Raw genomic sequence first — 25642 nt, forward strand, 5'->3', positions numbered from 1 at the left:
ATATTCCCCGAACTCACGGTTTCTTCTCGAAGCCGCCAGCCGGTTCGGCGCGATCAGCGCGGGCGGCGCTTCGCGCTCGCTCGCGCCTGTTCGACCGTCCGGTCTCCGGCGACCGCCGCAGCGGACGGCTCGAACGAGCCGTAGCGCCGTTCCGCGGCACGAGCGATCAGGAAATCGCTGATCGCCGGGTTCTTCGGCAGCAGCGAACCGTGCAGATAGCTGCCGATCACATTGCCGGTACGCGCACCCTCCACGCCGTCGCTCGGGTTGTTGCCCGCGCCCTGGATCACCCGGCCGAACGGCACCGACCCCGGGCCGAGCGTCGTGACGCCGCTGTGGTTCTCGTACCCGATGATCTCGCCGAACTCGTCGCTCTCGAGCACGATGTTGCCGATCATGCGCGTGTCGTCACCGCGCGTCTCGACGTCGAGCACCCCGATCCCGACGAGCTCCTCGCCCGTATAGGTGACGAAGCGGTGGCCGAACAGCTGATAGAGCCCGCAGATCATGAGCATCGGGGTGCCGTCCTCCGCGAGCTCGCGGATCCGGTCCCGCTTGTCGACGAGGTCGATCGCGACGCGCCCCTGGCCCGAGTCCTGCCCGCCGCCGCCGACCATGATGTCGATGCGTTCGGGCAGCGGGTCGCCGGGATTGATCTCGACGATGCGCGGCTCGAACCCCTGCAGTCGCGCCCGCCGGGCCAGCGAGAGCACGTTGCCGCGATCCCCGTAGATGTTCATGTCCCTCGGGTAGAGGGACACGATGACGAGCTCGCGCGCGTCGTCCTGCGCGCTCCGGGTCTGCTGCGAATCGCTCACCAGATCTCCTCCACGTCCGTCAGGGTCGCCAGTTCTTTGCGCAGGGCCAGCATGGCCGTGTAGGTGCAGAAGATCCGCCGCGGTCGGTCCGGGGTGCGTGCGCGGAATCCGGCCAGCGCCGCTCCGAGATCCTCTTCGACGGCCCCCACCGCGACGTCGTCGTGCTCGAGCCGCAGCGCCATGTCCCAGGCGCGCACGCCCGAGACCGTGTCGACGCCGCCGTCGGCGAGGGTGCCGAAGTCGACGTCCCACAGCCACGACATGTCGCGTCCGTCGGCGTACTGGTCGTTGATCGCGATCATCGTGCCGACGCCCTCGGGCGCGAACGAGGCGAGGGCGAGGCGGAATCCGGCCGGGTTCTTCACCAGCACCAGCTCGAGCGGCTGCTCGTCGAGCACGAGCTGCTCGCCGCGGCCGAACGCGGGGCGCACCTCCGCCAGCGCCGCGAGCAGCGCGTCGGGATCGGCATCGCCGATCACCAACCGCACGGTCGAGAGCGCCGCAGCCGCATTGAAGGTGTTGTAGAGACCCTCGAGCTTGAGCGTGGTCGCCCGATCCTCCCCGTCGATCCGGAACACCGCGGAGTGATCGCCGACCTCGACGAGGGTCACGTCGGCCGGGGCGCGCTGCGCTTCCTCGACCGCCGCCGCGTCCTCCGCGGGAACGCCCGCGTGGAAGTCGTCGTCGCTCGGGAACATCGCCCGGAGCTTCGGGGAGAGCCCGAACTCGCGCACGACGACGCCCCTGCCCGACTCCGCGACGCGTGCGCCCACCGCCGCGAGCAGCGGGTCCTCACGGTTCACGACGACGCCGTCGGTCGTCGCATCGGCGATGCGCTGCAGCAGCTTCGCGGTCGCGTCGATCTCGCCGAAGCGGTCGAGCTGGTCGCGCAGCACGTTGAGTAGCAGCGTGTGCCGCGGCTTCACCTTCGCGATGAAGTGCATGGCGTGAGCCTCATCGAGCTCGAGCACCGCGATGTCCGCCGCGAGGCGCCCGCCGATCGAGCTCTCCTGCACCGCCGCGGCGACGACGCCGCGCGAGAAGTTCGAGCCGGTGCGGTTGGTGAACACCCGGAGCCCCTGGGCTTCCAGGATCTCGACGATCATCTTCGTGGTGGTCGTCTTGCCGTTGGTGCCGCTCACCGCGACCACGCCGTGCGGCAGGCGGCCGAGCACGCGGGCGAGGTAGCCGGGATCGAGTTTTTCGACAACGAGACCGGGGAGCGCGGACCCTCCGCCGCGCAGCCGGGCGACCTGACGGACCGACTTGCCGATCACGGTCGAGAGGAAGTCACGCATGCACACCAGCGTACTGGGCGCACGCCTGCGCATCGGCCCGGCACGTGGCTGGCGCCGGGATCAGGTCTGGCAGCCGGGGCACCAGTAGAGCTTGCGGTTGGCCATCTCCTCCAGCGCGATGTTCGTGCCGCAGCGCTTGCAGGGCGTGCCCTCGAGCTTGTAGACCCAGTGCCGCTCGTCGCGGTCGGTCAGCGCGCGCGAGTACGCCTCGCCCTCGAGCCCGTCGATCGTGATCATCTGCCCGACGGTGATGCCGATCTCGAGCAGGTGCGCCCAGTCGTCCCACAGCGCTTCGAGGACCGTGCGGTCGAGCGAGTTCGCCGGGGTGTGCGGATCGAGTCCGGCGCGGAACAACATCTCCGCGCGGTAGACGTTCCCGATCCCCGCGACGACCGACTGGTCCATGAGCACGAGACCGATCGGAGTCTTCTTCTTCGCAGCGCGTTCGACGAAGCGATCGCGCTCGCGAGGCGTGTTCGCGTTCGCCGGATCGGGCCCGAGGCGTTGGATCACGGCGTCGACCTCGGCCGGTGTGAGCACTTCGCAGGCCGTCGGACCGCGCAGGTCGGCACAGACCTCGTCGTTCAACAGCCGCACGCGCACCTGGCCGACGGGCTCGGGCGGGAAGGTCGCCGACGCCTCGGTCTCGCGGTCGTGCTCGGCCATGCGCACCCGGGTGCGCCGGGGGCACCGATCGAGGTCACCGAGTCCTCGCCGTCGCGGTCGACGGGAGCCCGGCCGTCGGGACGGGAGTACTCCCCCGTCTGCCCCAGCTTGGAGTGCCCCGGCGTGACACCGTGGATCTGGATGCTCGGATCGACGCGAACGGCGCCGGCGAAGTCCCAAGCTCCGTAGATGCCGAGGTGGACTCGCAGCCAGTGCGGCTGTTCGCCGGGGGCCCCTGCGAACTCGAGGAACATCTGCTTGCCGACAGCGCGGGCGTCGATCATCTCGCGACCGTCGATGATCGCCGCGCCCGGAGCGAAACGGCCCTGCGGGCTCGAGACCGCCACCGGACCGCCCACGAAGTTCGCGGCGAACTGACGGGCGATCCGGTGTACGGAGTGTCCTTCGGGCATATCGCTTAGATCGCGTCGACCTGCTTGCCGGCGATGAGACCGGTGCGCTCGTACTCGCCGAGCTGGCCGATGCGGCGCACGTGGCGCTCGTCGCCGGGGAACGGAGTCGCGATGAACAGGTCGATGAAGCGGATCGCATCTTCCACCGGGTGCTGGCGCGCACCGATGGAGATCACGTTCGCGTTGTTGTGCTCGCGCGCGAGGCTCGCGGTCGACTCGTTCCAGACGAGCGCGGCGCGGATCCCCTCGACCTTGTTGGCGGCCATCTGCTCGCCGTTGCCCGAACCGCCGAACACCACGCCCAGCGCCTCGACGCCGTCGCGCTGATCGCGGGCGACGCCGACGGCGGCGTTGATGCAGAACGAGGGGTAGTCGTCGAGCGCGTCGTACTCGGCGGGACCGTGATCGATCACCTCGTGCCCCTGCTCGCGCAGGTGCTGCTGCAGCTGCTGACTGAATTCGAGTCCGGCGTGGTCGGTCGCAACGTGAATACGCATGACTGCGATCCTATCGGCAGCCCGAGGGGCCGGATTCAGAACTGCGGGCCGGCGGTGCGTCCCCGTTTGAGTTCATAGAAGCCCGGCACGCTCGCGGCCGCGTAGATGCCGTCCCACAGCCGGAGCGCCGCGTCGCCGGTGGGTGCCGGCGTCACGACCGGGCCGAAGAAGGCGACGCCGTCGATCGAGATGATGGGGACCCCCACGTCGGGGCCCGCGATCTCGAGCGCGTGCGCGGTGTTCGCGCGCAGCTGCGCGTCAGAGCTCTCGAGGTCGACCTCGGCGGCGATGCGCTGCGCGGCCTCGCCCGAGACGCCGACCTCAGCGAGCGACTCGGCGACGATCGCCTCGACGTCCTCGCGCCCGCCCGGGTGCACCCGGGTGCCGATCGCCGTGTAGAGCGGGCCGACCACGGACTCGCCGACCTCGCGACGGGCCGCCTCGACCACTCGCCCGAAACGATGACCGCGCACGTGGTGCTCGTGGTGGGAGTCGTGGGGGTTGTGCTCGTTGATGATGCGCAGGCTGATCGGATGCCACGCGATGTCGAACCCGCGGACACTGGCGACCTCGCTGGCCCAGCGGCTCGTCATCCAGCACCAGGGGCAGATCAGGTCGAACCAGAACTCGACGGACGTCGGTGTATTTCCCATGTGTCGATCCTAAGCTGGGGATCTGACATTTCGACGAAGGGGGCGGGGCGCCTGTTCCAGTGGATCACCGATGCCATTCAGGCGTTCGCGATGGCGACCGTCGAGTCCCCCTGGATCCTGCTCGTGGTCCTCACGCTCTGCATCGTGGACGCGGCGTTCCCGCCGGTCCCCAGCGAGTCCGTCGTCATCGCAGTCGCCACCGTCGTCGCGAAGGATCACCCCGAGGCGCTGCTGTGGCTCGGCGCGATCGCGGCCGTCGGCGCGTTCACGGGCGACCAGATCGTCTTCCGCATCGGGCGCAGGCTCGGCGACCGCCGGCCGAAGTGGCTTTCGGGCCGTCGCGTGTCGAAGGCGCTCGACTGGGCGACGCACGCGATCGACCGCAGCGGCCCCATCCTCATCATGACCGGCCGCTTCGTGCCCGTCGGGCGCACCGCCGTCAACCTGGCCGCGGGCACCACCGGCTATCCGGTCCGCAAGTTCACGATCGCCGCGGCGTTCGCCGCGGTCTTCTGGTCCGCGTACTCCATCGCCATCGGCGCCGTCTTCGGGCACGTGTTCGGCAACCATCCGCTGCTCGCACTCGTGCTGGGCATCGCCACCGCGTTCGTCATCGGCCTGCTCGTCGAGGTGGTCACGAGCCGCATCAGCGGGCGCAGGCGCGACGCGAAGGCGGCCTCGGCGGCCGCGCCGACCGAGGCGGGCGATGCGGACGATGCAGGCACCTCCGCAGGATCCGGAGCGCCGGACTCAGCCCGGGATCGGGAAGAGGGCGTCGATCTGCGCTGACTGCTCGGCGCTCGGACGGAACGCCGAGCCCGCCGCCGCGTTCTGCTGCACCTGCTCGATCCGGGTCGCACCTGCGATCACGCTCGCGATCGGCCGGTGCTCCAGCAGCCACCCGAAGGTCGCCTCCAGCATGGTGACGCCCCAGTTCTCGCAGAGATCCCGGTAGGCATCGAGCGCATCCCAGTCCGCCTGCTCGGCCACGTGCGGGCGCTGGCGCATGATCCGCGAATCGGCCGGGAAGTGATCGCGCGTGAACTTGCCCGTGAGCAGCCCGTTGGCGAGCGGGAAGAAGGGCAGGAGCCCGAGCCCGTTGCGCAGCGCAGCCGGCGTCACCTCGCGATCCGTCTCGCGGTTCACGAGGCTCAGCTCGTTCTGGGCCGAGACGAAGGCCGTGCCGCCGAGCTCGGTCGCGACGCGGGCCGCCTCGTCGATCTGCTCGGCGGAGAAGTTCGAGTGCCCGATCGCACGCACCTTGCCCTCGCGCACGAGCTCGTCGAGCGCCGACAGCGTCTCGGCGATCGGCGTCTCCGTGTCGGGCCAGTGCATCTGGTACAGATCGATCCGGTCGGTGCGGAGACGTGAGAGGGAGCCCTCGACCGAGGCGCGGATGAACTCGCGCGATCCGCGTGCTCCGGAGTACGGCGCGCCGGAATCCGGGTATCCGAATTTGGTCGCGAGCAGGATGCCGTCGCGACGGGCGCCCAGCACGCGCCCCATCATCTCCTCGCTCCGCCCGAACGAGTACCCGTACAGGTCGGCGGTGTCGAAGAGGGTGATCCCCGCGTCGATCGCAGCCCCGATCACGCGATCGGTTCCGGCCTGATCCTCGGTGGCCGAGCCCGGCCGGCCGAAGTTGTTGCAGCCGAGTCCGACCGCCGAGACGAGCAGGTCCGAGGTTCCGAGCGCACGCGTTTCCGTCATGTCCTCAGCGTAGCCCTCCGGTCGCGCGCCGCCCGGGCGACCAGGAACCTCACCGAAGACGGACAGGCGGAGCACGGCGGGATGTCGGCGGGTGGGAATAGTCTTGAGTCGATCCGCGGCCCGCACCATCGGCGCCGCGACCCCGAATTCCATCGCACAGAACCACTGCAGCAGAAGGAGCATCGTGCCCGGAGAGAACCTCACCCGCGCCGAGGCGCAGGAGCGCGCCGCCATCGTCACGTCCCGCAGCTACGCCGTCGCGCTCGACCTCGCGACCGGCCCCGAGCTGTTCCGCGCCGAGACCGTGGCGCGCTTCGACGCGACCGAGGGCGCTGCGACGTTCATCGACCTCATCGCCGAGCGCGTGCTGAGCATCGACCTCAACGGGCGCGCCATCGACCCCGATTCCGCCTTCGCCGATTCGCGGGTGCAGCTCGACGGGCTCGCCGCCGAGAACGTGCTCACCATCGTCTCCGAACAGCGCTACACCAACACGGGCGAGGGCCTGCACCGCTTCGTGGATCCCGCCGATGGCGAGGCCTACCTCTACACGCAGTTCGAGGTTCCCGACTCCCGCCGCGTGTTCGCGGTCTTCGAACAGCCCGACCTGAAGGCCACGTTCCAGTTCACGGTCACCGCGCCCGCGCGCTGGAAGGTGGTCAGCAACCAGCCGACGCCCGAACCCGCGGCGGCCGGCGAGCGCGATGGCGAGGCGCTGGCGACCTGGGCGTTCGAGCCGACCCCTGTCATGTCGAGCTACATCACCGCACTCATCGCGGGCCCCTACCGCGAGGTGCGTTCCGAGCTCACGAGCCGGGACGGCCGAACGATCCCCCTCGGCGTGTTCTGCCGGGAGTCCCTGGCACCGCACCTCGACGCGGACTACGTCTTCGACAAGACGCGCGAGGGCTTCGCCTTCTTCGAGGAGCAGTTCGACTACGCGTACCCCTTCGACAAGTACGACCAGCTCTTCGTGCCCGAATTCAACGCGGGCGCGATGGAGAACGCGGGCGCCGTGACCTTCACCGAGGCCTACGTGTTCCGCAGCCAGGTCACCGACGCCATGCGCGAGCGCCGGGTCGTCACGATCCTGCACGAGCTCGCGCACATGTGGTTCGGCGATCTGGTCACCATGCGGTGGTGGAACGACCTCTGGCTCAACGAGTCATTCGCCGAGTACATGTCGACGCTCGCGACCGCCGAGGCGACCGAGTGGAGCGACTGCTGGACCACCTTCGTCGCCTCCGAGAAGTCCTGGGCCTACCGTCAGGATCAGCTCCCGTCGACGCATCCCATCGTCGCGCCCATCCGAGATCTCCAGGACGTCCTGGTCAACTTCGACGGCATCACCTACGCCAAGGGCGCGTCCGTGCTCAAGCAGCTCGTCGCCTGGGTCGGCCGCGAACCCTTCATGCGGGGCGTGCACGACTACTTCGTGAAGCACCACCACGGCAACACCGAGCTCCCCGACCTCCTCGGCGAGCTCGAAGCCCGCTCCGGACGCGACCTCGCCGAGTGGTCGAAGCTGTGGCTCGAGACCGCGGGCGTGAACACGCTGCGTCCCGAGTTCGAGCTCGACGCCGACGGGCGCTACACCCGGTTCGCCGTCCGCCAGACCGCCGTCGACGCGTATCCGACGCTGCGCCCGCATCGCATCGCGGTCGGCCTCTACGAGGCGGAGGACGCCGGCGATCAGACCGTGGTGCGGCGCGCGCGCCGCATCGAGATCGATATCGACGGGGCCCTGACCGAGGTTCCGGGGCTGGTGGGCGTCGCGCAGCCGGACCTGCTGCTGCTCAACGACGACGATCTGAGCTACGCGAAGATCCGTCTCGACGACCGCTCCCTCGCGACCGTCACGGAACATCTGGGCGGGGTCGAGGATTCGCTGGCCCGGGCGCTGCTCTGGGGGACCCTCTGGGACTCGACCCGCGACGCCGAGTTCCCCGCGTCGCGCTTCGTCGACCTGGTGCTCGCTCACGTCGGTGCGGAAGACGCCTCGACGACCCTCCGGACGCTGTTGAACCAGCTGCTCCTCGCCGCGGAGAGCTACGTCTCCCCCGCCCGGCGCACCGAGACCCTCGAGCGGGTCGCCGACGCGCTCTGGCAGCTCGCCGCCGACGCGGATCCAACGTCCGACCGGCAGTTCCAGTTCGTCCGCGCATTCGCGCAGCTCGCCTCGACCCCGGACCAGCTCGACATCGTGCTCGCTCTGCTCGACGGCACCGCTCCGCTCGACGGGCTCGATATCGACACCGACCTCGGTTGGGAGCTGCTCATCGCCCTGGCGGCGGGCGGACGAGCCACGCGCGAGGAGATCGAGGCCGCTCTCGCCGACGACCGCACCGCAACGGGCGAGCAGTCCGCCGCCCACGCGCGAGCTGCGCTCCCCACCGCCAACGATAAGGCCGCGGCCTGGGCCTCGGTCTTCGAGACGAGCACGGCGTCGAATCTCATCGTGCGCGCCACGGCGATCGGCTTCACCCGCGCCGCGGACCTCGCCCTGCTCGAGCCGTTCGTCACGCGGTACTTCGACTCCATCGCCGGCATCTGGGCCTCGCGCAGCCACGCGATCGCCGAAGAACTCGTCGAGGGCTTCTTCCCGTCGCCGCTCGCCGACGAGCGCCTGCGCGCGGCGACCGCGGCCTGGCTCGACGCCAACCCCGAAGCTCCGGCAGCCCTGCGCCGCCTCGTCTCCGAGCATCTGTCCGGCGTGGAGCGGGCGCTCGCGGCTCAGACCGTCGACGCGGGGGTGTAGATGCTGCAGACGGCCGAGAACACCGTGGGCGCGGCGATCGAGGACTTCCTGAAGACCTACCACGTGCCGCTCAGCATCGTGCTGATCATCGTGCTCGCGATCCTCGCGAACTGGATCCTGCGCAAACTGCTCATGCGCGCGGTCAATCAGATCGTGCGCGGGGTCAAGAAGGCGCAGGACGTCGACACGACCTCGGAGATCCAGGCCGCGCCGTACGTGAACGCGCGCGCCGTGCAGCGCACGCGCACGCTCGGCACCGTCGGCCGGGTGGTCATCACCTGGGTGATCGTCCTGATCGCCCTGGTCCTGATCCTCAGTCAGTTGGGAGTCAACCTCACCGCGGTCCTCGCCTCGGCCGGCGTCATCGCCGCGGGTCTCGCCTTCGGTGCGCAGAACATCGTGAAGGACGTGCTCAACGGCATCTTCATGGTGTTCGAGGACCAGCTCGGCATCGGCGACGTGGTCACCATCGGCGCGGTCAACGGCACCGTCGAGGACGTCGGGATCCGGGTCACCCGGGTCCGCGCCATGGACGGCACGCTCTGGTTCGTGCGCAACGGCGAGATCCTGACCCTCGGCAATGCTTCGCAGGGCTGGGGGCGGGCGCTCATCGACGTCACCGTCGCGGCCGACCAGGACCTCAGCCATGTCTCCGACGTGACGCTCGAAGCCGCCCGTGCGCTGCTCCACTCCGAGAAGTTCGCCCGCAAGGTCACCGGCGAGCCCGAGATCCTCGGCCTCGAGAGCGTCTTCGGCGACCGAGCCACGCTTCGGCTCGCGGTGCGCACGCGACCGGAGGCCCAGTGGGAGGTCCAGCGCGGCATCCGCGCCGAGATCCGCCGCCGCTTCGCCGCCGAGGGCATCCAGCTCTCGGCCCAGCTGCCCAACCCTCCCGGAGGCGCCAAATGATCGACCACCACAGCGGCGCCGACCGGGCCGAACCGCCGACGCCGCGGCTCACCCTGCGCTCCGCGGAGCAGGGCGCGGCGGTCACCGACACGGTCTGGGGCCAGATCGGCGGGAGCGAGACCTTCGAGCGCATCGTTCGCACCTTCTATCGCGGGGTGCGAGAAGATCCGGTCCTCGCGCCCATGTACCCGCAGGACGACTGGGACGGCGCCGTCCGCAGGCTCCAGCTCTTCCTGGAGCAGTACTGGGGCGGCCCGACCACCTACTCCGAGGAGCGCGGGCACCCCCGCCTGCGCATGCGGCACGCTCCGTTCCCCGTCACGCCCGACGCGCGCGACCGGTGGCTCGCGCACATGAACGCGGCGCTCGACGAGGCCGCGCTTCCCCCGATGCACGATGCCGCGCTGCGCGACTACGTCGAGCGGGCCGCGTTCGCGATGGTGAACCGCTTCGAGTAGCCCGGCAGAAGTCACGTTTCGGTCTCGTCTTTTGCGGTCCGCGCCGGTCGGAGGTAGCGTGGCACCCGTCTGGACACGCTCAACGGCGAGAGTGGCCAGACCTCTTCTCGGCCGGTCGGCCTCTCGATCCGTTCCCCCGCGAACGGAAACCGCTGTTCTGCGTGTCCGCCATCCGGCGGCGAGTCCCCGGAGCCTACGATGCATGGACGACGACCTGAGGAGGCACCATCATGCAGCTCGGACTCCACTTCCGCCTGAACGACGAGAAGGCGGCACGGGTGCTCGAGGCCGCCGGAGACGACGCGGCGCTGCGCTCCGTCCTCGCCGAGCTCGAGGAGAACGAAGCCGAGTTCTCGCGCGCCTGCGAGACCGACAAGGCCTGGGACCCGATCGCCTGCGCCATCGCGCCTGCGGGCGCCGACGACGCCTGGCCCGCGCGCGGGGTGATCGGGGGCGCCCGAGAGCTGCAGGACGACGATGAGGAGTCGCTGATCACGCACCTGAACCCCGGCGAAGCCGCCGAGGTCGCCGACTACCTCGACGAGTTGAGCGACGAGGAGTTCTCCGCGGCCTACCGCGCCATGCCCGAGGAACTCCGGAATCCCGAGTACGGCGACGCCGAGGAAGCGTACGCGCTCGGGTGGCTCGACGAACTGCGCGGGTTCTATGCGGCCGCGCGTGCGGAACGGCGGCACGTGGTCTTCACCGTCTGGCACTGACCCTGGGGATCCGGCGGAATCGATGGGCCCGCGCGCCGCGGCTTCGCCGTGGACGGTGCAGGGGCCGCCGTCCGTCGCGCCCGGTCAGCGCGCGACGAGCACCGCTTCGCGCTGCTCCGGAGACAGGCGCTTGACTGCTTCGCGGACCGTGAGCCCGGAAGCACGTGAGGCTCGCGGCCGGATCCAGTCGAAGACGAGTTCCGGGCGCTTCCGCGAGGTATCGCGCAGCACCCAGCCGATCGCCTTCCGGATGAAGAATTCGCGCTCCTCCAGCATGCCGTCGGCGTAGCGGCCGAAGCGCTCGAAGTCCCCGCCGCCGGCACGCAGTGCCTCGAGGTGAGCGAGCAGTACCGATCGGCGGATCCAGAAGTCCGGATCCGCCGCCCAGCGGTCGAGCGTTGCGACGAGGCCGGGATCGCGCTCGACGAGCGGACCGAGCACGGATCCCGCGAGCAGGTCCACGAGCGCCCAGGTGCGCGATTCCCGGATGAGCCGCTCCAGCAGCGGAACGTCCTCGCTGCCGAGCAGGCCGACCGAAGCGACCAGCACTTCGACGGCCGCGGCCCGACGTTCGTGCACGGGCACCGCCCAGAGTTCGACCGCGAGCGCGGTCGCATGCCCGCGATCCAGCCCCGCCCCGCGCAGCGCCCGCTTGACGACCGAGCGGACCGCCGGCACCGGCACCCCGTAGTGCTCCAGTTCGCTCTTCAGATACGCGCGCTCCTGCTCCGCCCGCCCGGGGACGAAGTGTCCGCGCAGTTCGGCGTCGATGCGCTGCGCCAGGTCTGTCGGGTCGGTCATGGGGCCATCCTAGGGATCGGGACAGCGCCCGCTCCCCGGCCAACCGGCCAGGGCATGGGAGAACGCCCGCGTCCCGTTCAGCCTCCGGCTCGTCCTGCGAGGCCCAGGTCCGCGAGGGCGAGAATCGCCCGTTCGGGATGCTCGGCGATGCGGTTGAGCACGTACAGCCACCACTCGGGTCCGTACACGACGTATTCCCGGGTGACGAACCCGTCCTCGGCCAGCCCGTCGAGCAGCTCGGTGCCGAGCCCCTGCAGGGTTTCGAACTCCACGTGCTCGCCGCGCAGATCCTCTCCGAGCTCGGTGCGGAGGACGTCCACCAGCGCCGCGTCGTGCGTCGCGACACGGACGGGATGCCCCGCACGCGCGAGCAGCGCGACCGCGTCACGGTAGGCCGCCAGCATGCCTGCCGAGTCGCGCGGGAATGCCACGTCCTCCGGCTCGAGGAACGCGCCCTTCACCAAGCGGACCGGACCGGGGCGACGCATGACGCGTACGAGGTCGCGGGGCGTCCGGTGCAGCCGGGCCTGGAGCGTGATGCCGGTCTCCGGGAAATCGAGCGACAGCCGCTCCCAGAGTTCGAGCACCAGGTCGGTCCGGTCGGACCCCTCGGCCGAGATCAGCGTCGAGGTTCCCGCCTCCCGCGCGGCCTGCGCGATACGACTCGCGTTCTCCCAGCCGAGCCGAGGCGAGATCAACGATCCGACGTGCGAGAGGTCGAAGCAGACGGTCGCCGGTACCTCCCTCGCGGCGAGTCCCTCCGCCAGACCGATGAGGGTGCGGGTCTCCCGCTCGGCGGTATCGCGTTCACGCACCGATTCCCCCACGAGTTCCACGCTCCCGAGGTGCCCGCGCTCGGCATTCGCGCCGAGCAGCGCGATGGCGTCTGCCGCGGCATCGCCCGCGATGTACCTGGCTGCGGCGCGGCGCGCGGCCTGCGCGACGCCCGGTATCTCCAGCGCGCGGCGCTTCAGCCGTTCGTCGAGCGCGAGCGCGCGGAGGGTATCGGAGGCGGACCGCAGCGTTTCGGAGGAGAGCATCACGCATCGATTCTCGACGGTCCCCCGGCTCCGGTCTTGAACGGAATTGCGCCGCGGCTAGGCCCGGTAGCCGCCGGGAGTGCTCGCGACGTACGAGCGGAAGATCCGGTGGAAGTGGCTCTGATCCGCAAAACCGAGCGCGGCGGCGACGTCGGCGGGCGTGCGGCCTTCGCGGAGCAGTCTGCGCGCCGTGTTGATCCGATGATCGTGGCGCCAGGAGGCCGGCGTCATTCCTGTCGCGCGCTTCATCGCGCGGATCAGCTGGAAGCGGCTCATCCCCGCGAGGGCGGCGAGCTCGTCGAGCGCCGGCGCCTTCTCGTCCGTTCGGAGCCTGGCGGTCACCGCGCGCAGCCGCGGACTCGCCTCCGGATCGGACGTGGGCTCCTCCCGATGCAGCGGCACCGCACGGGCGCAGCCGAGCAGCCCGTCCCGAAGGTCGTCGCCGATGCGGGCCGGATCCGGTGCCCCGCGCGCGAAGAGCCGATCGTTGATCGCATCGAATCGCCGATGCAGCGCGGGAACGCGGAACACCGAGATCCCCGCGAACAGTCGCTCCGTCGCACCGGTGTCCCGGGCCGCTGCGTCGAGCAGGCCCCGGATCCACGGCTGATCCGCGTGGATCATCTGGTACTCCCAGACGCCGCCCGCGGGGTTGCAGGCGTGCACCTGGCCTGCGGGAATGCAGATCACGTCCCCGGGGCGGAGCTCGACGGCGCGGCCGCTCGCGCCGGTGAAGCTCGATGCGCCAGCGTCGATCAAGCCGATCGAGAAGCGGTCGTGCGTGTGCGGCCGGTAGCACGCGACTTCGCGGCAGGATCGTCGCGACTCCAGCTGCGGCAGCGCGTCGCTGCGCCAGAACTCGGCGGTCACGAGGATTCCTCGCCGCCTCCGAACGCGTCCCGCTCGCGCAGCGCGACCGCGTGAGCGCGCTGCACGCTCGTGACGGTCTCGAGGAACCGCCGGACCGCGTCCAGCTCCTCCGTCGCGAAGCCCTCGGCGACGGCCGCCGTGGACTCGGCGATGTGCGGACCGATCAGTTCCCAGATCCGCTGCCCCGCGATCGGGGTGAGCCTGACGATCAGCCGCCGCCCGTCCTCCGGGTGGCGGGATCGCGAGACGTACCCGGCGTGCGCCAGCCGGTCGAGCATCGTGGTCACGCTCCCCGAGGTGAGCGCCAGGCGATCCGCGATCTCGCGTGGCGTCAGCCCGTCGTCTCCCGCGCCCGCGAGCGCTTCGAGGCAGCGCTGGTCGGTGCGGTTCACCCCGAGGAGCCGAGCGGTCTCGCGGTCGAAATCGTCGACGGTCGATTGGTAGCGCTGGATGGCCGGGCCGAGCGCCGCGAGGGACTCAGGCATATCGCTTGACAATCAAGCTACCTCCGTTCATGATTACTTGACCATCAAGCTATCTCATCCACGGCCCGGCGTCCACGTCGGCCCCGATCCCAGGAGGATCCCACCATGCACGCGCTCATCATCGGCGGCGGCATCGCCGGCCCCGTTCTCGCGGTCGCCCTGCGCCGGGTCGGAATCGACTCGACCGTCTTCGAACGGGGAAGCCGCGACGACGACCGGCGCGGCGCCTGGATCACGCTCCAGGCCAATGGCACGGATGCCCTGCGCGCCATCGGACTGGCGGAGCCCGTCGAAGCGCTCGGATACCCGGTCGACCGCATCGGTTTCGTGAACGGAGCCGGTCGGCCGCTGGGCGCCATGCCCATGGCGGCCCGTCGCCCGGACGGCACGGGTTCGGTGGTGATGCCTCGCGCCGAGCTGTACCGGGCGCTCTCGGAGCAGGCGGCGCAGCAGGGCGTTCGCGTCGAGTACGGGCGGGAGTTCGTCGGAGCCGAACGCACCGCGACGGGCGTGCGCGCGCGATTCGCGGACGGCACGACGGCCGAGGGCGACATCCTGATCGGAGCGGACGGGATCCACTCGCGGGTCCGCCAGACGATCGATCCGGCGGCCGTGTCTCCGCGATACGTCCCCGTCCTCAACGTCGGCGGCTTCGTCCCGGGTCTCTCGGTCGATGCCCCCGAGCGGGAGTTCGTCATGCAGTTCGGCACCCGCTGCTTCTTCGCCTGGATGCGGACCCCCGACGGCGGCACGATCTGGTTCGCGAATCCCCCGATGCGACGGGAGCCGGCGCGCGGCGCGCTCTCCGCGATGAGCGACTCGGAGTGGCGCGACTGGCTGCGCGACCTCATGCGAGGCGACGCCGGCCCGTCCGCCGAGATCCTCGAGGCGGCACCCGCGCCGCTCACCGGGTGGGCGACCTACGACATGCCGGTCGTGCGGAACTGGCATGACGGGGCCGGCCGCATGGTCCTGATCGGCGACGCCGCGCACGCGACCTCCCCCGCGGCCGGGCAGGGCGCGGCGATGTCCCTCGAGGACGCCGTCGTGCTCGCACAGTGCCTGCGCGATTGCCCGAACACCGGCGTCGCCTTCGACCGCTTCGTCGAGCTGCGCCGGGCCCGTGTCGAGCGGATCGTCGAGCACGGTCGTCGGAGTTCTGCACGGAAGGCGGCGGGGCCGATCGGCCGGCTCGTGCGCGACGCGATGATGCCGATCATCTTCCGCCGTGCGGCCCGCGACGACGGGGACTCCATGATGTGGTTGCAGGGTCACCACATCGACTTCGACGCACCGGTCTTCGGCCCCTCGGCGGCCGCCGGGTGAGACCGCAGAGGGGCCGGCCGTTCACTGCAGTTCGGCAAAGAGCCGCATCACCTCCGGCCCCATCTCCAGCTGGGTGAGCACGATCCGGAACGACCCGTCGGGATCCACGAAGAAGTCGGTGCCCAGTCCGCCCGACCAGCCGAACCGGCCGGCGTGGGGTCCCTGCGTCAGCACCGAGACCCCGAACCCCCATCCGGTGCCGTCCCAGAACCCGGGGAAGAAGCTGTCGTCGGCCTTGACGCGCTCGGACACCTGATCCGTGCGCATGAGGGCGAGCATCTCGGGGGCGAGGAACGGCCGCCCGTCATGTCGGCCGTCGTCCGCCAGCATCCGGGCGAACGCCGCGAAGTCGGCCGCGGTCGAGACGAGTTCGGCGTGGCTGAGGTCGAAAGGAGCCGGCGCGGCGGACAGCCCTCCGGCTGCCGGCTCGACCTCGACGAGCGACCCGTCGGCGATGCGCCGGAGGGCCGCGGGCAGACGGTGCGCCTGCTCGAGCGGCACGCTGTATCCGGTATCGACCATGCCGAGCGGTTCGAAGAGTTCGCCGCGCAGGTGCGCGTCCAGGCCACCGGTCGCCCGGGAGAGCAGGATCCCGAGGAGCCCGAAGGAGTGGTGGTACCGCCAGCCCTCCCCGGCTGGAACGCGAGCGGCAACGACGCGAGCGCACCCAGCCAGTCGTCCGCGCCGATGGCCAGCGGGTCCTGACCGGCTTCCACACCCGCCTCGCGCATGGCCGCGCCCAGCGGGCACGGCACCGTCATCACTCCGTACCCCGAGGTGCACGTGAGCAGGTGCCGGATCGTGATGGACCGTTCGGCGGGCACCGTGTCGTCGAGCTCCGCCTTCGGGTCGCGCAGCACCCGACGGTCGGCGAGCTCGGGTAGCCACCGCTCCACCGGGTCGTCGAGCCCCAGACGCCCCTGCTGCACCAGCCGCAGCGTCGCAACCGCGAGCACGGGCTTCGTCATCGACTGGATCCGCACGATCGCGTCCGCGGGCAGCGCCCCGACCGACACCGTTTCAAGTGTGCCGCCGGCGGCACCGTCCACGCCGACGAGCCCCGGGAACACCCCCTCGGCCGCATGCCGTTCGAGCACCGATCGCAGCGATTCCGTCATGCGTCGATTCAAGCGGGCGACGCGGCGGCTGTCCACCGTTCCCATGCGGGAGCACCGGGGACCGTCAGAACAGTCGGCTCTCGCGGACCTCGTCCGGCTCCTCGAGCTCCAGCAGGATCTGCTTCCGCCGCAGTCCGCCGCCGAAGCCGGTGAGCTTGCCCCCGGAGCCGACCACGCGATGGCACGGGATCACGATGCTGACCGGGTTGCGTCCCACGGCCTGCCCCACCAGCTGCGACAGCGAGCGGTCGCCGAGGCCGATGGCGATGTCGCCATAGGTGACGCGCTGGCCGTAGGGGATCTCGCGCAGGCGAGCCCAGACCTGCTCCTGCATCGCATCGCCCGCGGTCACCGCGGGAACGTCGAAGACGCGTCGTTCCCCGGCGAAGTACTCGGCGAGCTCCCGCGACGCCTGCGCGAGCACCGGGTCGGAGAGCGAGCTCACCCTGGGTCCCAGTCCGTCCTGCTGCGGCGTGAACCGGTAGCCCTCGAAGTAGACGCCCGCGAGTGCGTCGTCGACCGCCACCAGGAGGAGCTGGTCCACCTGCGAATCGATCACCGTATGCCGAATGTTCATGCGTCGACGCTCCTTCTGCTCGCGCGAGTCCATCTTCCCGCACTGCAGACGTTCCGGAGGCGCGGAACGTGAGATCCGGTGTCGACGGACGGCGGTTGCGAGAAGATGGTCGGCGTGAGTCTCACGAAACGTCCGTCCGCACCGTCTGCAGGGCGATGAACACGAAACAGCCGTTCGACGCAGTGGTCGCGCTCCACGGCACCGCGGTGCTGCGCGTCTGCCGGTCGATGCTCGGGATCCACGACGCCGACGACGCCTGGTCGGAGACCTTCCTCGCGGCGATGCGCGCCTACCCCGACCTGCCCGAGACCGCGAACGTGGAGGCCTGGCTCGTCACCATCGCCCGACGCAAGGCCATCGACGTGCATCGAGCGAGCAAGCGGAACCCGGTGCCCGTCGAGGACCTCCCCGAAGCACCGACGGCGCTCGGGGTGCCCGGCGCCGACGACACCGAGCTGTGGCGTGCGGTCGGCGAGCTGCCGCCCAAACAGCGCCAGGCGATCACCTTCCGATATCTGGTCGGGATGCCCTACGCCGATATCGCCACGATCCTCGGCGGAACCGTCGAGGCTGCCCGCAGGGCGGCCGCCGACGGACTCAAGACCCTCAGAAGAACCTATCCGGGCACGATCGCGGAAGGAGCACGACCATGAACGACGTCCGAAACGATGATCACGTCGCCGCCCTGGCGGCCCCCATCACCCCCGACACCCTCGCCGAACTGCACCGGCGACTCGAGGCCTCGGCGCAGTCCGAGGGACTCCTCGACGTCGCCTACCGCATCGTCGACAGCCCGCTCGGGAACCTGCTGCTCGCCTCCACGCCACGGGGGCTGATCCGCGTCGCCTTCGCGACCGAGGACCATGACCGGGTACTGGAGCACCTGGCCGCCAAGGTCAGTCCGCGGGTGCTGCGCGCACCGAAGCGCCTCGACGCCGCGGCCCGCGAGCTCGACGAGTACTTCGCACGCACGCGCAGGACCTTCGACCTCGCTCTCGACCTCTCGCTCTCCAAGGGATTCCGCCGGCTCGTGCAGCAGCACCTCCCCGAGATCGGCTACGGGCAGACCCGCAGCTACACGCAGATGGCCGAGATGGTCGGGAACCCGAAGGCGGTCCGCGCCGTCGGTACCGCCTGCGCCACCAACCCGTTGCCCGTCGTAGTCCCCTGCCACCGCGTGCTCCGCGCCGACGGGACGCTCGGCGGCTACATCGGCGGGCTCGAGGCCAAGACCGCCCTGCTCGAGATGGAACGGTCGGCATGACCGAGCTCTTCGAGTTCCCCTCCGAACCCGGGCACCCCTCCGCGGTCGCCGATGGCGCCGTGCACGTACCCGGCTGGCTCACGCTCGAACAGCAGGCATGGATCGTCGGCCAGTTCCGCACCTGGACGGCGGGCCCGGTGCCGATCCGCGCCGCGAAGGTGCGCGGTCACGAGATGTCGGTGCGCACCGTCTGCCTCGGCTGGCACTGGCAGCCCTACCGCTACACGCGGGAGGCTACCGACGTGAACGGGCAGCGCGTCCTCGCGTTCCCCGACTGGATGGTTCGACTCGGCCGTCGCGCGCTGCGCGACACCGGCTTCCCCGAGGACCAGGTCGCCGCCTACACGCCCGACACCGCGCTCGCGAACTTCTACGACGAGAAGGCGAAGATGGGGATGCACCAGGACCGGGACGAACGGTCGCTCGCCCCCATCGTCTCCCTCTCGATCGGCGATGCCTGCACGTTCCGGTTCGGCAACACGGAGAGTCGCAATCGGCCGTACGCCGATCTGCGGCTCGGCTCCGGAGACCTGTTCGTGTTCGGCGGTGCCTCGCGTCTGGCGTACCACGGCGTCACCCGGGTCCACCCGTTCACCGCGCCGAGCGGCTGCGGACTAGGCAGCGCCGATGGAACGAGCGCCGGCCGGATCAACATCACCATGCGCATGACCGGCCTCGAGGGCTGAGACGAACGGAGAGACATGACCGTAGAGGACCCCGGCATCGTGGTCGGCGACGATGGGCTCGCCCGGCCCGCATGGGCGTCGGTCGATCCGCTGCTGCGCGAGTACTACGACACCGAGTGGGGCATGCCGGTCACCGACGAGCGCGGCATCTTCGAGCGCGTCTCGCTGGAAGGGTTCCAAGCCGGTCTCTCCTGGGCGACGATCCTGCGCAAACGACCCGCGTTCCGCACTGCCTTCGACGGGTTCGACCCGGATCTGGTCGCGGCCTACGACGACCGGGACGTCGAACGCCTCCTCGCCGACGCGGCGATCGTGCGCAACCGGCAGAAGATCCTCGCCGTCATCGGCAACGCGCGTGCCACGATCGCGCTGCGGGCGGACATGGGGCTATCGGCCCTGATCTGGTCCTTCCGACCGGAGACGACACCGCGGCCTCGGCGCTTCGCAGAGATCCCCACGACCTCGCCGGAGTCGATCGCCCTCTCGAAGGAGTTGCGGCGTCGCGGCTTCGCCTTCGTCGGACCGACGACGATGTACGCGCTCATGGAGGCGATCGGGATCGTCGACACTCACCTGGTCGGTTCGCACCGCCGCGGCAGCTCGGGAATCTGGCCCGCTCAGTAGCGGCTGGACGCAGCGGTCAGCGCCTCGGCGAACGAACGATGCCGGGTCGCCCGGTCGCCGTCGTGGATGCCGCTCACCTGCCAGTACTGGCCCGTCCGCACGACCTCGGCGATCCGGGTCCCCCGCAGCGAGACGGCGATGTGCGATCTGAGCAGGCGGGTCGCGAGGAAGGTCTCGCCGCCCACTTCGTACTCGGCCCCGTTCGGAACGCCGAGGCCGCGCACGACCCGCTCAGGCACGCCGGTACTCGGCGGTGATCGGGCACTCGAACGGATCCCGCGCAGCGAGCCCGACCCGGTTGAGGTAGGCGATCACGATCGCGTAGGACCGCCAGAGCGAGGTCTCCGTGTACGGGACTCCCAGCGTGCGGCAGTGCTCGCGCACGATGGCTCGCGTCCGTGCCAGGTGCGGGCGCGCCATGCTCGGGAACAGGTGGTGCTCCACCTGGTAGTTCAGGCCGCCCATGAGCCAGGTCGCCCACCATCCGCCGCGGATGTTGCGAGAGGTGCGCACCTGCTTCGTGAAGAAGTCGAGCTTCGCGTCGTGCGCGATCACCGGCATGCCCTTGTGGTTGGGCGCGAACGAGGCGCCCATGTAGACGCCGAACACCGCGAACTGCACCCCCATGAACGCGCAGGCCATGCCGAATGGGAGCAGGAGGAACACGGGCACGAGGATCAGTGCGAAGCGGGCGGCGATGATGCCGATCTCGATCCAGCGCCCCCGCACCGGTTCACGGTTCGCGAGGTGCGCGAAGCTCTGCCGGTGCAGGTTCAGCCCCTCCAGGGTGAGCAGCGGGAAGAAGAGCCAGCCCTGGCGCCTCGTGAGCAGGCGACGGAACCCGCGGGCTTCGACCGCGTCCTCCTCGAGGAACGAGATCGTGTCGACCTCGATGTCCGGGTCCTTGCCGACTCGGTTCGGGTTCGAATGGTGGCGCGAGTGCTTCGAATCCCACCACGAGTAGCTCATGCCGATCGCGCCGGCGAGGATCCTGGCGAGCCGATCGTTCGCCGGACCCGTCGCGAGGATCTGCCGGTGCGCCGCCTCGTGCGCGAGGAACGCGATCTGGGTGAAGACGATGCCGAGGGCGGCGGCGATGAGGAGCTGGTACCAGGTCTCGCCCAGCAGGACGAAGCCCGTGATCGCTCCGCCCAGAGCGAGCAGCAGCGCGGCTCCGACGGTCAGGTAGAACCACGGCGTGCGTCGCAGGAGCCCCGACTCGCGCACGACCTGGGAGACCCGGGTGTAGGCCTTCGCGATCGGCGGGAAGTCGCCGGCCTTCGCGCGCGTGGGTCGGAGCGGGCCCGGCCCGTCGAGTGTGCGGGGAGCAGTCGATGACACGATCGGCACCTGTCTGGTTATGAACTACCGGTCGCGGCAACTCAGGTGAAGCCACAGGCGGTCGCCGATCGCTCCCCTCACCGTAGCCGACGGACCATGCCGCCAGCTGTACATGCCCAGAGGCCCCCGTAGGGGGCGGCAGCCCGGCGACGGCTACGCGCCGGATCCGCCCGCGCACTGCTGCAGCGCCCAGCCCCGGGCCGCTTCGAGAGCGGAATCGTCTTCGGGGTCCACCGGATGATCGGGTGGGATCGCCCCCTCATGGAAGTTGCCGTCGCGGTCGCCCATCAGCGCGAAGGACAGCGTGACCTCGGCACCGTCGGGAAGCATGAATCCGCCGTTGAGGGTCGTGTATCCGGCGCTCTCCGCTCCGAAGGTCGCGGTCCTCGCCTGCCCGGCGAAGGCCAGCAGCACCATCTCGGCCGCGCTCGCCGACCGTGTCGACTGTACGAGGGCGATCGGCCGACCCGGGAGCTTGGCCGGCGCCCCCGGGAGCGCCGGGGCGACCACGAGCCCGGGCATTCCGAGCTGATCGAGCGCCCCGAACCGGCCCGCGAACGCGGGCAGGCTGTCCCAGCGCCGGCCGACCCAGCTCAGGGAAGCATCGCGGACGCGGACCGCGCTCGTGCGGCCGTCGCGCGTGCGGAACTGCTCGACCGTGCCATCGTCGAGCAGCGGGCTCACCGCGAGGATCATGGCCCACCCGAGGCCTCCGCCGTTGTGCCGCACGTCGATGACCCACCCGCACGCGGAGCTCGCCTGCTCGGAGGCGAAGATCTCGCCCGCCGCACGGAGATATCGCTCCTGTTCGTCCGCGTGGACGCTGGAGAAGCCCGGAACCGTCACGATGCCGAGTCGCCCGTCGTACCGCACGGTCGGGTTCTCCCGGGAGGATGGGAAACCGGGACGCGATGAGGCGGCGGCCTGCTCGGGCGTCGAGAACCGGCTGTGGAAGCCGCCGGCCGCGCGTACCAGGCGGCTCAGAGCGCCGTGGGTATCGGACGTGGCCTCCGCTGCTCGCAGCACGGGGAGTTCCCGGGCGAGCACCTCGTCCCACGTCGGCGTGTCGACGTAATACCCGGCCTGCAGTCCGGAGAGTGCGCGATCCGTGTACGCCCGGACACCGGGATCGCCAGCCGGTGCGCCGCCGACCGCGAGTCCCAGCACCAGCACGCCCACGAGGACGGCGGTACCTCGGCGAAGACGTCGCACGGGACCCCCTCGCTGCAGTGTGCCGACTCTGGCGATCCTCTCATGCTCGCAGCACTGCCACGGAGACTCAGCTGGGGCGGACGTGGCGCGGGCGGTCCCGCACTCACCGGCGAGGCTCCGTTCCCAGCGGCCCGAGCACATCGCTCGGCTCGGCGTCGAGCGCGAGCGCCTCGAGCACCGCGAGGAGTTCCCGTTCCTCGTACTGGAAATGGGACTCCATGATCGCCGCGAGCCCGTCCAGGTGCGCCTCGATCGCATCCCGAGGCATGCGGCGGTCGACGGCGGCCTGCAGGGCCGCCACGAGGGTCCCGATCATCGAATGGTCCTGCTCCAGCTTGCGCAGGGTCCCGCGCAGCTCAGGATGCGCGGCCGCGATCGCGGGGAAGAGCTCGCGGTCCTCCCCCTCGTGATGACCGGTCAGCGCCGCACAGAATCCGCGACAGAACAGCAGGAGGTCGTTCGACAGCGGCCCGACGGGATCGCCGGCCTCCGTGGAGGCCCGCACGACGCGCAACGCGTCTCTCAGCCGACGGTGCACGGCCCGCAGTTCTTCGCCCCAGGCGACGAACCGGCTCGTCTCGCCCTCAGCCATGGGAGGGCGAAGGGAACGACATCTTCACTGTCGCGCTCCTTCGGGTTCCGCGCCTCCATGCCTGACACGGACTGCCACCGGCACGCGACGCTGCGCCCCAAATTACCCGATCCCCGGCGAACGCGGAAGATCGCGCCGGAGTCGGACTCCCGGACGGGACACGGACTCGGATCGGTGTCGGTGCGCCTGAGTAGACACTTTGAGAACTTTACCCCCGCCCTGAAAACCGTTGTCTCGCGCAGGAAGCGCGGGGTATACGAGACCAACCGCCGCCCCTTGGAACCCTCGGTTCGAGACGATCGGGGCCGCCTCGTCAGGTCGATTGGGAAAGCTCAAACTTTTCTCACCGAGGCCCAGGTCGATCAGATCATCGATCTCTACAAGGGCGGTATGAGCATGAACAGGATCGCTCAGAAGTACCGTGCGCATCGACGTACGATCGCGGCGCACCTCACCCGCAGGTCGGTGTCGTTGCGTGAGCAGCGCAGTCTCGATCCGTCGGATACCCCGGAGGCAGTGAGGCTCTACGAGGACGGAATGCCGCTCCTTGAAGTCGGCCGAAGGTTTGGCGTCAGCCAGCATGCGGCACGGACGGCGATCGCGGGTGCGGGGGCGACGATCCGACCGAAGGGGCGAATTCCTCGGGCATAGTGGCCGGGCTGCACCATGGAGCTCGCACCAAAGAATCGGCCGACCACGATACGAACGTGGTCGGCCGATTCATGTTCTCGGACTCAGCGTGTATGCGCGCGCCGGGCTCTGCGCTCACGCTCGATGCGTTCCCCGTCGATTTCAGCGAGGACGCCCAGGACGAAACGAGTGGATGTGCTCTCGGGCTCGAACACGGTGCCGGTGGCTGCGTCGTAGAGTGTGCAGCCGGCTTCTCGGAGCGTTTCGGTCGTGCGCGTGAACTCGGGCAGGGTGCGCCCGATTCGGGAGAGCCCGCAGACGAACACCGCGCTGAACCTCCCGGTCGCGGCTTCGTCGGTGAGGGCACGGAGTGCCAGCCGAGTTCTACCGAGGTCGGTGTACGAGTCGGTCAGCTCGCAACCGTGCTGGTGCGCGAGCGCTTTGCACGCCTCGCGCTGACGAAGGATATCGGCCTGGTTCGGACGACCGGATCGGAGATACATGACGGCATCCATCAAGCCACCTCGCTCGTCTCGCGCTCGAGAATCGCCGTGCGCTCGATCTGGCGGCGCAGATTGCGCGCCCGCATCGCTTCGAGGATGCGGGCCTTCGCGAGCATGAGGAGAGTGACCGGTCCGAGGACGAGGAACGCGGTTCCCATGACGAGGCACCACAGCAGCGGCAGGCTGAGCCAGGCGTCACCGCCTTGCTCGATGAGCCCCTTGAGGAAGTTCGCGAGGAGGTAGTACGGGGCTGCGACGAGCATCGCGGGCGTGCCCCACTTCAATCCGTCGCGGCGGACGATGCGAGAGATGAGCCGGGGGCCGGGCGCGTACCTCGCGAGGAAGTAGTAGCAGCGGGCGACGCCGGAGAAGATGGTCGAGAGCATGAGGACAGCCCTTTCAGATCACTCGGCAGTGAGTCATTTTGAAAGGGGCTTCCCGTTCCCGGCCAGCCGTGCCGCTACATCCGATAGCGGCGAACGTTTGTAGAAACTGCCTACACCTCTACTGTACGTCGGCCGGCACGGAAGCGGAACCGTCGTAGCTGGTCGCCGTCTGGTGATGGTGAAGACGAGAGCGCACCCAGTAGGAGGCGCTACGTTGCGCTCAAGACACACCACCGAACAGACCGAACGAGGAGATGTAACGATGGATTTCCAAGAAGCGGCAGCGATCGTCACCGCTGATCAGAACCAGAACGACTGGGGCGACGAATCACCGATGACCCAAGCAGAGGCCGTCGAGCACGTGCGCAACATCATGACGCTGGAAGATGTCGTTGACTACGGCGACGAGAACACCGAGGCATACCGCCTTGTGCTGTCCACATCTCAGCTCCCCGAATAGCGTTGCTCCCAATACAGGCGAGGGCACCTCAATGGTGCTCTCGCTTTTGTCATACACTCTCCAACGTGCACATCGCATCCGCGTCAGAGCGACTGCGCGCCCCGTCTGGTGAGCGCGTTCGGCGCGGCTTTCGGGCGTGCGCGTTGAGTCGCGAGTGCTCGTGCGCCGCTACCTGGCAATGTCGATCACCTCTCCGTTGCTGGGCAAGGAGCCTTCGAACGTCACCGGCACGGCGTCGGCTCGGTCGATATCTGATGTGCTGATCGCTTGAACATGAACGTGCGGCTCGGTGCTGTTGCCGGAGTTCCCGCAGCGTGCGAGCCTCGTGCCGAGTTTTACGTACTGCCCGGTCTGCACGTCAAGACTGCCCTGCTTGAGGTGGCAGAGAACGACCACCACCCCTCCGGTATCGATGAACACGTGGTTGCCGGCAAGCGCCAACCACCCTGCTTCGACGCGGCGGCGCTGGGTGAGCGCATAGCCGATGGAAGGTATGCCGCGGTACGAAGGGTGGTCTGGTTCGGAGTCGTGCGCGGCGACGACGATACCCTCAACGGGCGCCAGCAGAGCACGTCCGAAGCCCACGAACCTCTCCGGGGGTTCGGGGCGTACGAGCGACCCGAACGTGACGGGCGAAGTGCGTCCGGAGTCATCGACGGGAACGAAGTCGATGGCGTAGGACGTAGCCAGCCGTGTTGTTCCGTGGCTGGGCACTCTGTTGGCCGGGCTGTTCTGCACCATCCACTTGCCCGTGAACGGGTAGTCCAGATCCGTCGAAGTTGCCACGCTGCCCCCTTCGTGCAGTCCGGAGTCTCATTCTCCCAGACG

General features: G+C 69.7%; 29 protein-coding genes and 2 pseudogenes. 12 read left to right on the forward strand and 19 right to left on the reverse strand.

Annotated elements, in window-relative coordinates:
• Positions 1-53: 53 nt before the first annotated feature.
• The 5 genes and pseudogenes from AB3K78_RS06680 to AB3K78_RS06700 all read right to left on the reverse strand — a co-directional run bounded on the left by AB3K78_RS06680 (position 54) and on the right by AB3K78_RS06700 (position 4345).
• Positions 54-818, reverse strand: coding sequence for a type 1 glutamine amidotransferase (locus AB3K78_RS06680; RefSeq protein ID WP_416446992.1), 765 nt, complete (start codon positions 816-818; stop codon positions 54-56).
• A complete protein-coding gene (locus AB3K78_RS06685; protein WP_416446993.1) occupies positions 815-2116 on the reverse strand; it encodes a MurT ligase domain-containing protein in 1302 nt (433 codons plus the stop codon). The genes AB3K78_RS06680 and AB3K78_RS06685 overlap by 4 nt, the downstream gene beginning before the upstream one ends.
• A gap of 60 nt (positions 2117-2176) precedes the next feature.
• A pseudogene (locus AB3K78_RS06690) lies at positions 2177-3195 on the reverse strand (Fpg/Nei family DNA glycosylase).
• 5 nt (positions 3196-3200) lie between these two features.
• Complete coding sequence (locus AB3K78_RS06695; protein ID WP_046455983.1) at positions 3201-3692, reverse strand: ribose-5-phosphate isomerase; 492 nt, start codon at positions 3690-3692, stop codon at positions 3201-3203.
• 35 nt (positions 3693-3727) lie between these two features.
• Entirely contained in the window at positions 3728-4345 is a 618-nt protein-coding gene (locus AB3K78_RS06700) for a DsbA family protein (RefSeq protein ID WP_416446994.1), read from the reverse strand.
• Positions 4346-4435: 90 nt separating this feature from the next.
• Here AB3K78_RS06700 and AB3K78_RS06705 point away from each other — a divergent pair, with 90 nt between their 5' ends.
• Positions 4436-5134, forward strand: coding sequence for a DedA family protein (locus tag AB3K78_RS06705; protein ID WP_416446995.1), 699 nt, complete (start codon positions 4436-4438; stop codon positions 5132-5134).
• Here AB3K78_RS06705 and AB3K78_RS06710 read toward each other — a convergent pair.
• On the reverse strand, positions 5096-6055 hold the full coding sequence (locus AB3K78_RS06710; RefSeq protein WP_416446996.1) for an aldo/keto reductase: 960 nt from the start codon (positions 6053-6055) through the stop codon (positions 5096-5098). The genes AB3K78_RS06705 and AB3K78_RS06710 overlap by 39 nt on opposite strands.
• Positions 6056-6239: 184 nt before the next feature.
• Here AB3K78_RS06710 and pepN point away from each other — a divergent pair, with 184 nt between their 5' ends.
• The 4 genes from pepN to AB3K78_RS06730 all read left to right on the forward strand — a co-directional run bounded on the left by pepN (position 6240) and on the right by AB3K78_RS06730 (position 10899).
• A complete protein-coding gene (gene pepN, locus AB3K78_RS06715; protein ID WP_416446997.1) occupies positions 6240-8813 on the forward strand; it encodes an aminopeptidase N in 2574 nt (857 codons plus the stop codon).
• Positions 8814-9722, forward strand: a complete 909-nt coding sequence (locus tag AB3K78_RS06720) for a mechanosensitive ion channel family protein (protein WP_416446998.1) — start codon at positions 8814-8816, stop codon at positions 9720-9722.
• A complete protein-coding gene (locus AB3K78_RS06725) occupies positions 9719-10180 on the forward strand; it encodes a globin (protein ID WP_416446999.1) in 462 nt (153 codons plus the stop codon). The genes AB3K78_RS06720 and AB3K78_RS06725 overlap by 4 nt, the downstream gene beginning before the upstream one ends.
• 230 nt (positions 10181-10410) lie before the next feature.
• Positions 10411-10899, forward strand: coding sequence for a DUF1877 family protein (locus tag AB3K78_RS06730; protein ID WP_416447000.1), 489 nt, complete (start codon positions 10411-10413; stop codon positions 10897-10899).
• Between the two features lie 84 nt (positions 10900-10983).
• Here the strand turns inward: AB3K78_RS06730 and AB3K78_RS06735 are convergent, their stop codons facing one another.
• The 4 genes from AB3K78_RS06735 to AB3K78_RS06750 form a co-directional block, all read right to left on the reverse strand.
• Positions 10984-11700, reverse strand: a complete 717-nt coding sequence (locus tag AB3K78_RS06735; RefSeq protein ID WP_416447001.1) for a DNA alkylation repair protein — start codon at positions 11698-11700, stop codon at positions 10984-10986.
• Between the two features lie 77 nt (positions 11701-11777).
• Positions 11778-12740, reverse strand: a complete 963-nt coding sequence (locus tag AB3K78_RS06740; protein WP_416447002.1) for a proline dehydrogenase family protein — start codon at positions 12738-12740, stop codon at positions 11778-11780.
• A gap of 57 nt (positions 12741-12797) precedes the next feature.
• On the reverse strand, positions 12798-13610 hold the full coding sequence (locus tag AB3K78_RS06745) for an AraC family transcriptional regulator (RefSeq protein ID WP_416447003.1): 813 nt from the start codon (positions 13608-13610) through the stop codon (positions 12798-12800).
• Complete coding sequence (locus tag AB3K78_RS06750) at positions 13607-14095, reverse strand: MarR family winged helix-turn-helix transcriptional regulator (protein ID WP_416447004.1); 489 nt, start codon at positions 14093-14095, stop codon at positions 13607-13609. The genes AB3K78_RS06745 and AB3K78_RS06750 overlap by 4 nt, the downstream gene beginning before the upstream one ends.
• A gap of 105 nt (positions 14096-14200) precedes the next feature.
• On the opposite strand from AB3K78_RS06750, the gene AB3K78_RS06755 reads away from it, so the two are divergent.
• Positions 14201-15421 carry an FAD-dependent monooxygenase gene (locus AB3K78_RS06755; protein ID WP_416447005.1) on the forward strand — a complete coding sequence of 407 codons (1221 nt, stop codon included), beginning with the start codon at positions 14201-14203 and terminating at the stop codon, positions 15419-15421.
• A 21-nt stretch (positions 15422-15442) separates the two neighbouring features.
• Here the strand turns inward: AB3K78_RS06755 and AB3K78_RS06760 are convergent.
• Positions 15443-16584, reverse strand: a pseudogene (locus tag AB3K78_RS06760) (serine hydrolase domain-containing protein).
• A 19-nt stretch (positions 16585-16603) separates the two neighbouring features.
• Positions 16604-17116, reverse strand: a complete 513-nt coding sequence (locus AB3K78_RS06765) for a methylated-DNA--[protein]-cysteine S-methyltransferase (protein ID WP_416447006.1) — start codon at positions 17114-17116, stop codon at positions 16604-16606.
• 155 nt (positions 17117-17271) lie between these two features.
• On the opposite strand from AB3K78_RS06765, the gene AB3K78_RS06770 reads away from it, so the two are divergent.
• From AB3K78_RS06770 to AB3K78_RS06785, 4 genes are read left to right on the forward strand one after another with little or no spacing between them, the layout of a single operon-like run.
• Positions 17272-17769 (forward strand): RNA polymerase sigma factor, encoded by a 498-nt coding sequence (locus tag AB3K78_RS06770; RefSeq protein WP_416447007.1) that lies wholly within the window; start codon positions 17272-17274, stop codon positions 17767-17769.
• On the forward strand, positions 17766-18380 hold the full coding sequence (locus AB3K78_RS06775) for a methylated-DNA--[protein]-cysteine S-methyltransferase (protein ID WP_416447008.1): 615 nt from the start codon (positions 17766-17768) through the stop codon (positions 18378-18380). Before AB3K78_RS06770 ends, AB3K78_RS06775 begins: the two co-directional genes overlap by 4 nt.
• Positions 18377-19066, forward strand: a complete 690-nt coding sequence (locus tag AB3K78_RS06780; protein WP_416447009.1) for an alpha-ketoglutarate-dependent dioxygenase AlkB family protein — start codon at positions 18377-18379, stop codon at positions 19064-19066. The genes AB3K78_RS06775 and AB3K78_RS06780 overlap by 4 nt, the downstream gene beginning before the upstream one ends.
• A gap of 15 nt (positions 19067-19081) precedes the next feature.
• Entirely contained in the window at positions 19082-19690 is a 609-nt protein-coding gene (locus AB3K78_RS06785; protein ID WP_416447010.1) for a DNA-3-methyladenine glycosylase I, read from the forward strand.
• On the opposite strand, the gene AB3K78_RS06790 is transcribed toward AB3K78_RS06785, so the two are convergent.
• From AB3K78_RS06790 to AB3K78_RS06805, 4 genes are all read right to left on the reverse strand, one after another.
• Positions 19684-19929: a hypothetical protein gene (locus AB3K78_RS06790; protein ID WP_416447011.1), complete on the reverse strand. Its 246-nt coding sequence runs from the start codon at positions 19927-19929 to the stop codon at positions 19684-19686. The genes AB3K78_RS06785 and AB3K78_RS06790 overlap by 7 nt on opposite strands.
• Positions 19922-21031, reverse strand: a complete 1110-nt coding sequence (locus tag AB3K78_RS06795) for a fatty acid desaturase family protein (protein WP_416447012.1) — start codon at positions 21029-21031, stop codon at positions 19922-19924. The genes AB3K78_RS06790 and AB3K78_RS06795 overlap by 8 nt, the downstream gene beginning before the upstream one ends.
• Before the next feature lie 153 nt (positions 21032-21184).
• Complete coding sequence (locus AB3K78_RS06800) at positions 21185-22243, reverse strand: S41 family peptidase (RefSeq protein WP_416447013.1); 1059 nt, start codon at positions 22241-22243, stop codon at positions 21185-21187.
• A gap of 103 nt (positions 22244-22346) precedes the next feature.
• Positions 22347-22835, reverse strand: a complete 489-nt coding sequence (locus AB3K78_RS06805; RefSeq protein WP_416447014.1) for a hemerythrin domain-containing protein — start codon at positions 22833-22835, stop codon at positions 22347-22349.
• 174 nt (positions 22836-23009) lie between these two features.
• On the opposite strand from AB3K78_RS06805, the gene AB3K78_RS06810 reads away from it, so the two are divergent.
• Entirely contained in the window at positions 23010-23486 is a 477-nt protein-coding gene (locus AB3K78_RS06810; protein WP_416447015.1) for a hypothetical protein, read from the forward strand.
• Positions 23487-23569: 83 nt separating this feature from the next.
• Here the strand turns inward: AB3K78_RS06810 and AB3K78_RS06815 are convergent, their stop codons facing one another.
• Both AB3K78_RS06815 and AB3K78_RS06820 read right to left on the reverse strand, forming a co-directional pair.
• Positions 23570-23980 (reverse strand): recombinase family protein, encoded by a 411-nt coding sequence (locus AB3K78_RS06815; protein WP_416447016.1) that lies wholly within the window; start codon positions 23978-23980, stop codon positions 23570-23572.
• On the reverse strand, positions 23980-24354 hold the full coding sequence (locus AB3K78_RS06820; protein WP_416447017.1) for a hypothetical protein: 375 nt from the start codon (positions 24352-24354) through the stop codon (positions 23980-23982). Before AB3K78_RS06820 ends, AB3K78_RS06815 begins: the two co-directional genes overlap by 1 nt.
• 262 nt (positions 24355-24616) lie before the next feature.
• Here AB3K78_RS06820 and AB3K78_RS06825 point away from each other — a divergent pair, with 262 nt between their 5' ends.
• Positions 24617-24814 carry a hypothetical protein gene (locus AB3K78_RS06825; protein WP_416447018.1) on the forward strand — a complete coding sequence of 66 codons (198 nt, stop codon included), beginning with the start codon at positions 24617-24619 and terminating at the stop codon, positions 24812-24814.
• Between the two features lie 168 nt (positions 24815-24982).
• Here the strand turns inward: AB3K78_RS06825 and AB3K78_RS06830 are convergent, their stop codons facing one another.
• Entirely contained in the window at positions 24983-25600 is a 618-nt protein-coding gene (locus tag AB3K78_RS06830) for a M23 family metallopeptidase (protein ID WP_416447019.1), read from the reverse strand.
• Positions 25601-25642: the final 42 nt, after the last annotated feature.

Source organism: Leucobacter sp. HNU, from assembly GCF_047946755.1.
Lineage (GTDB): Bacteria > Actinomycetota > Actinomycetes > Actinomycetales > Microbacteriaceae > Leucobacter.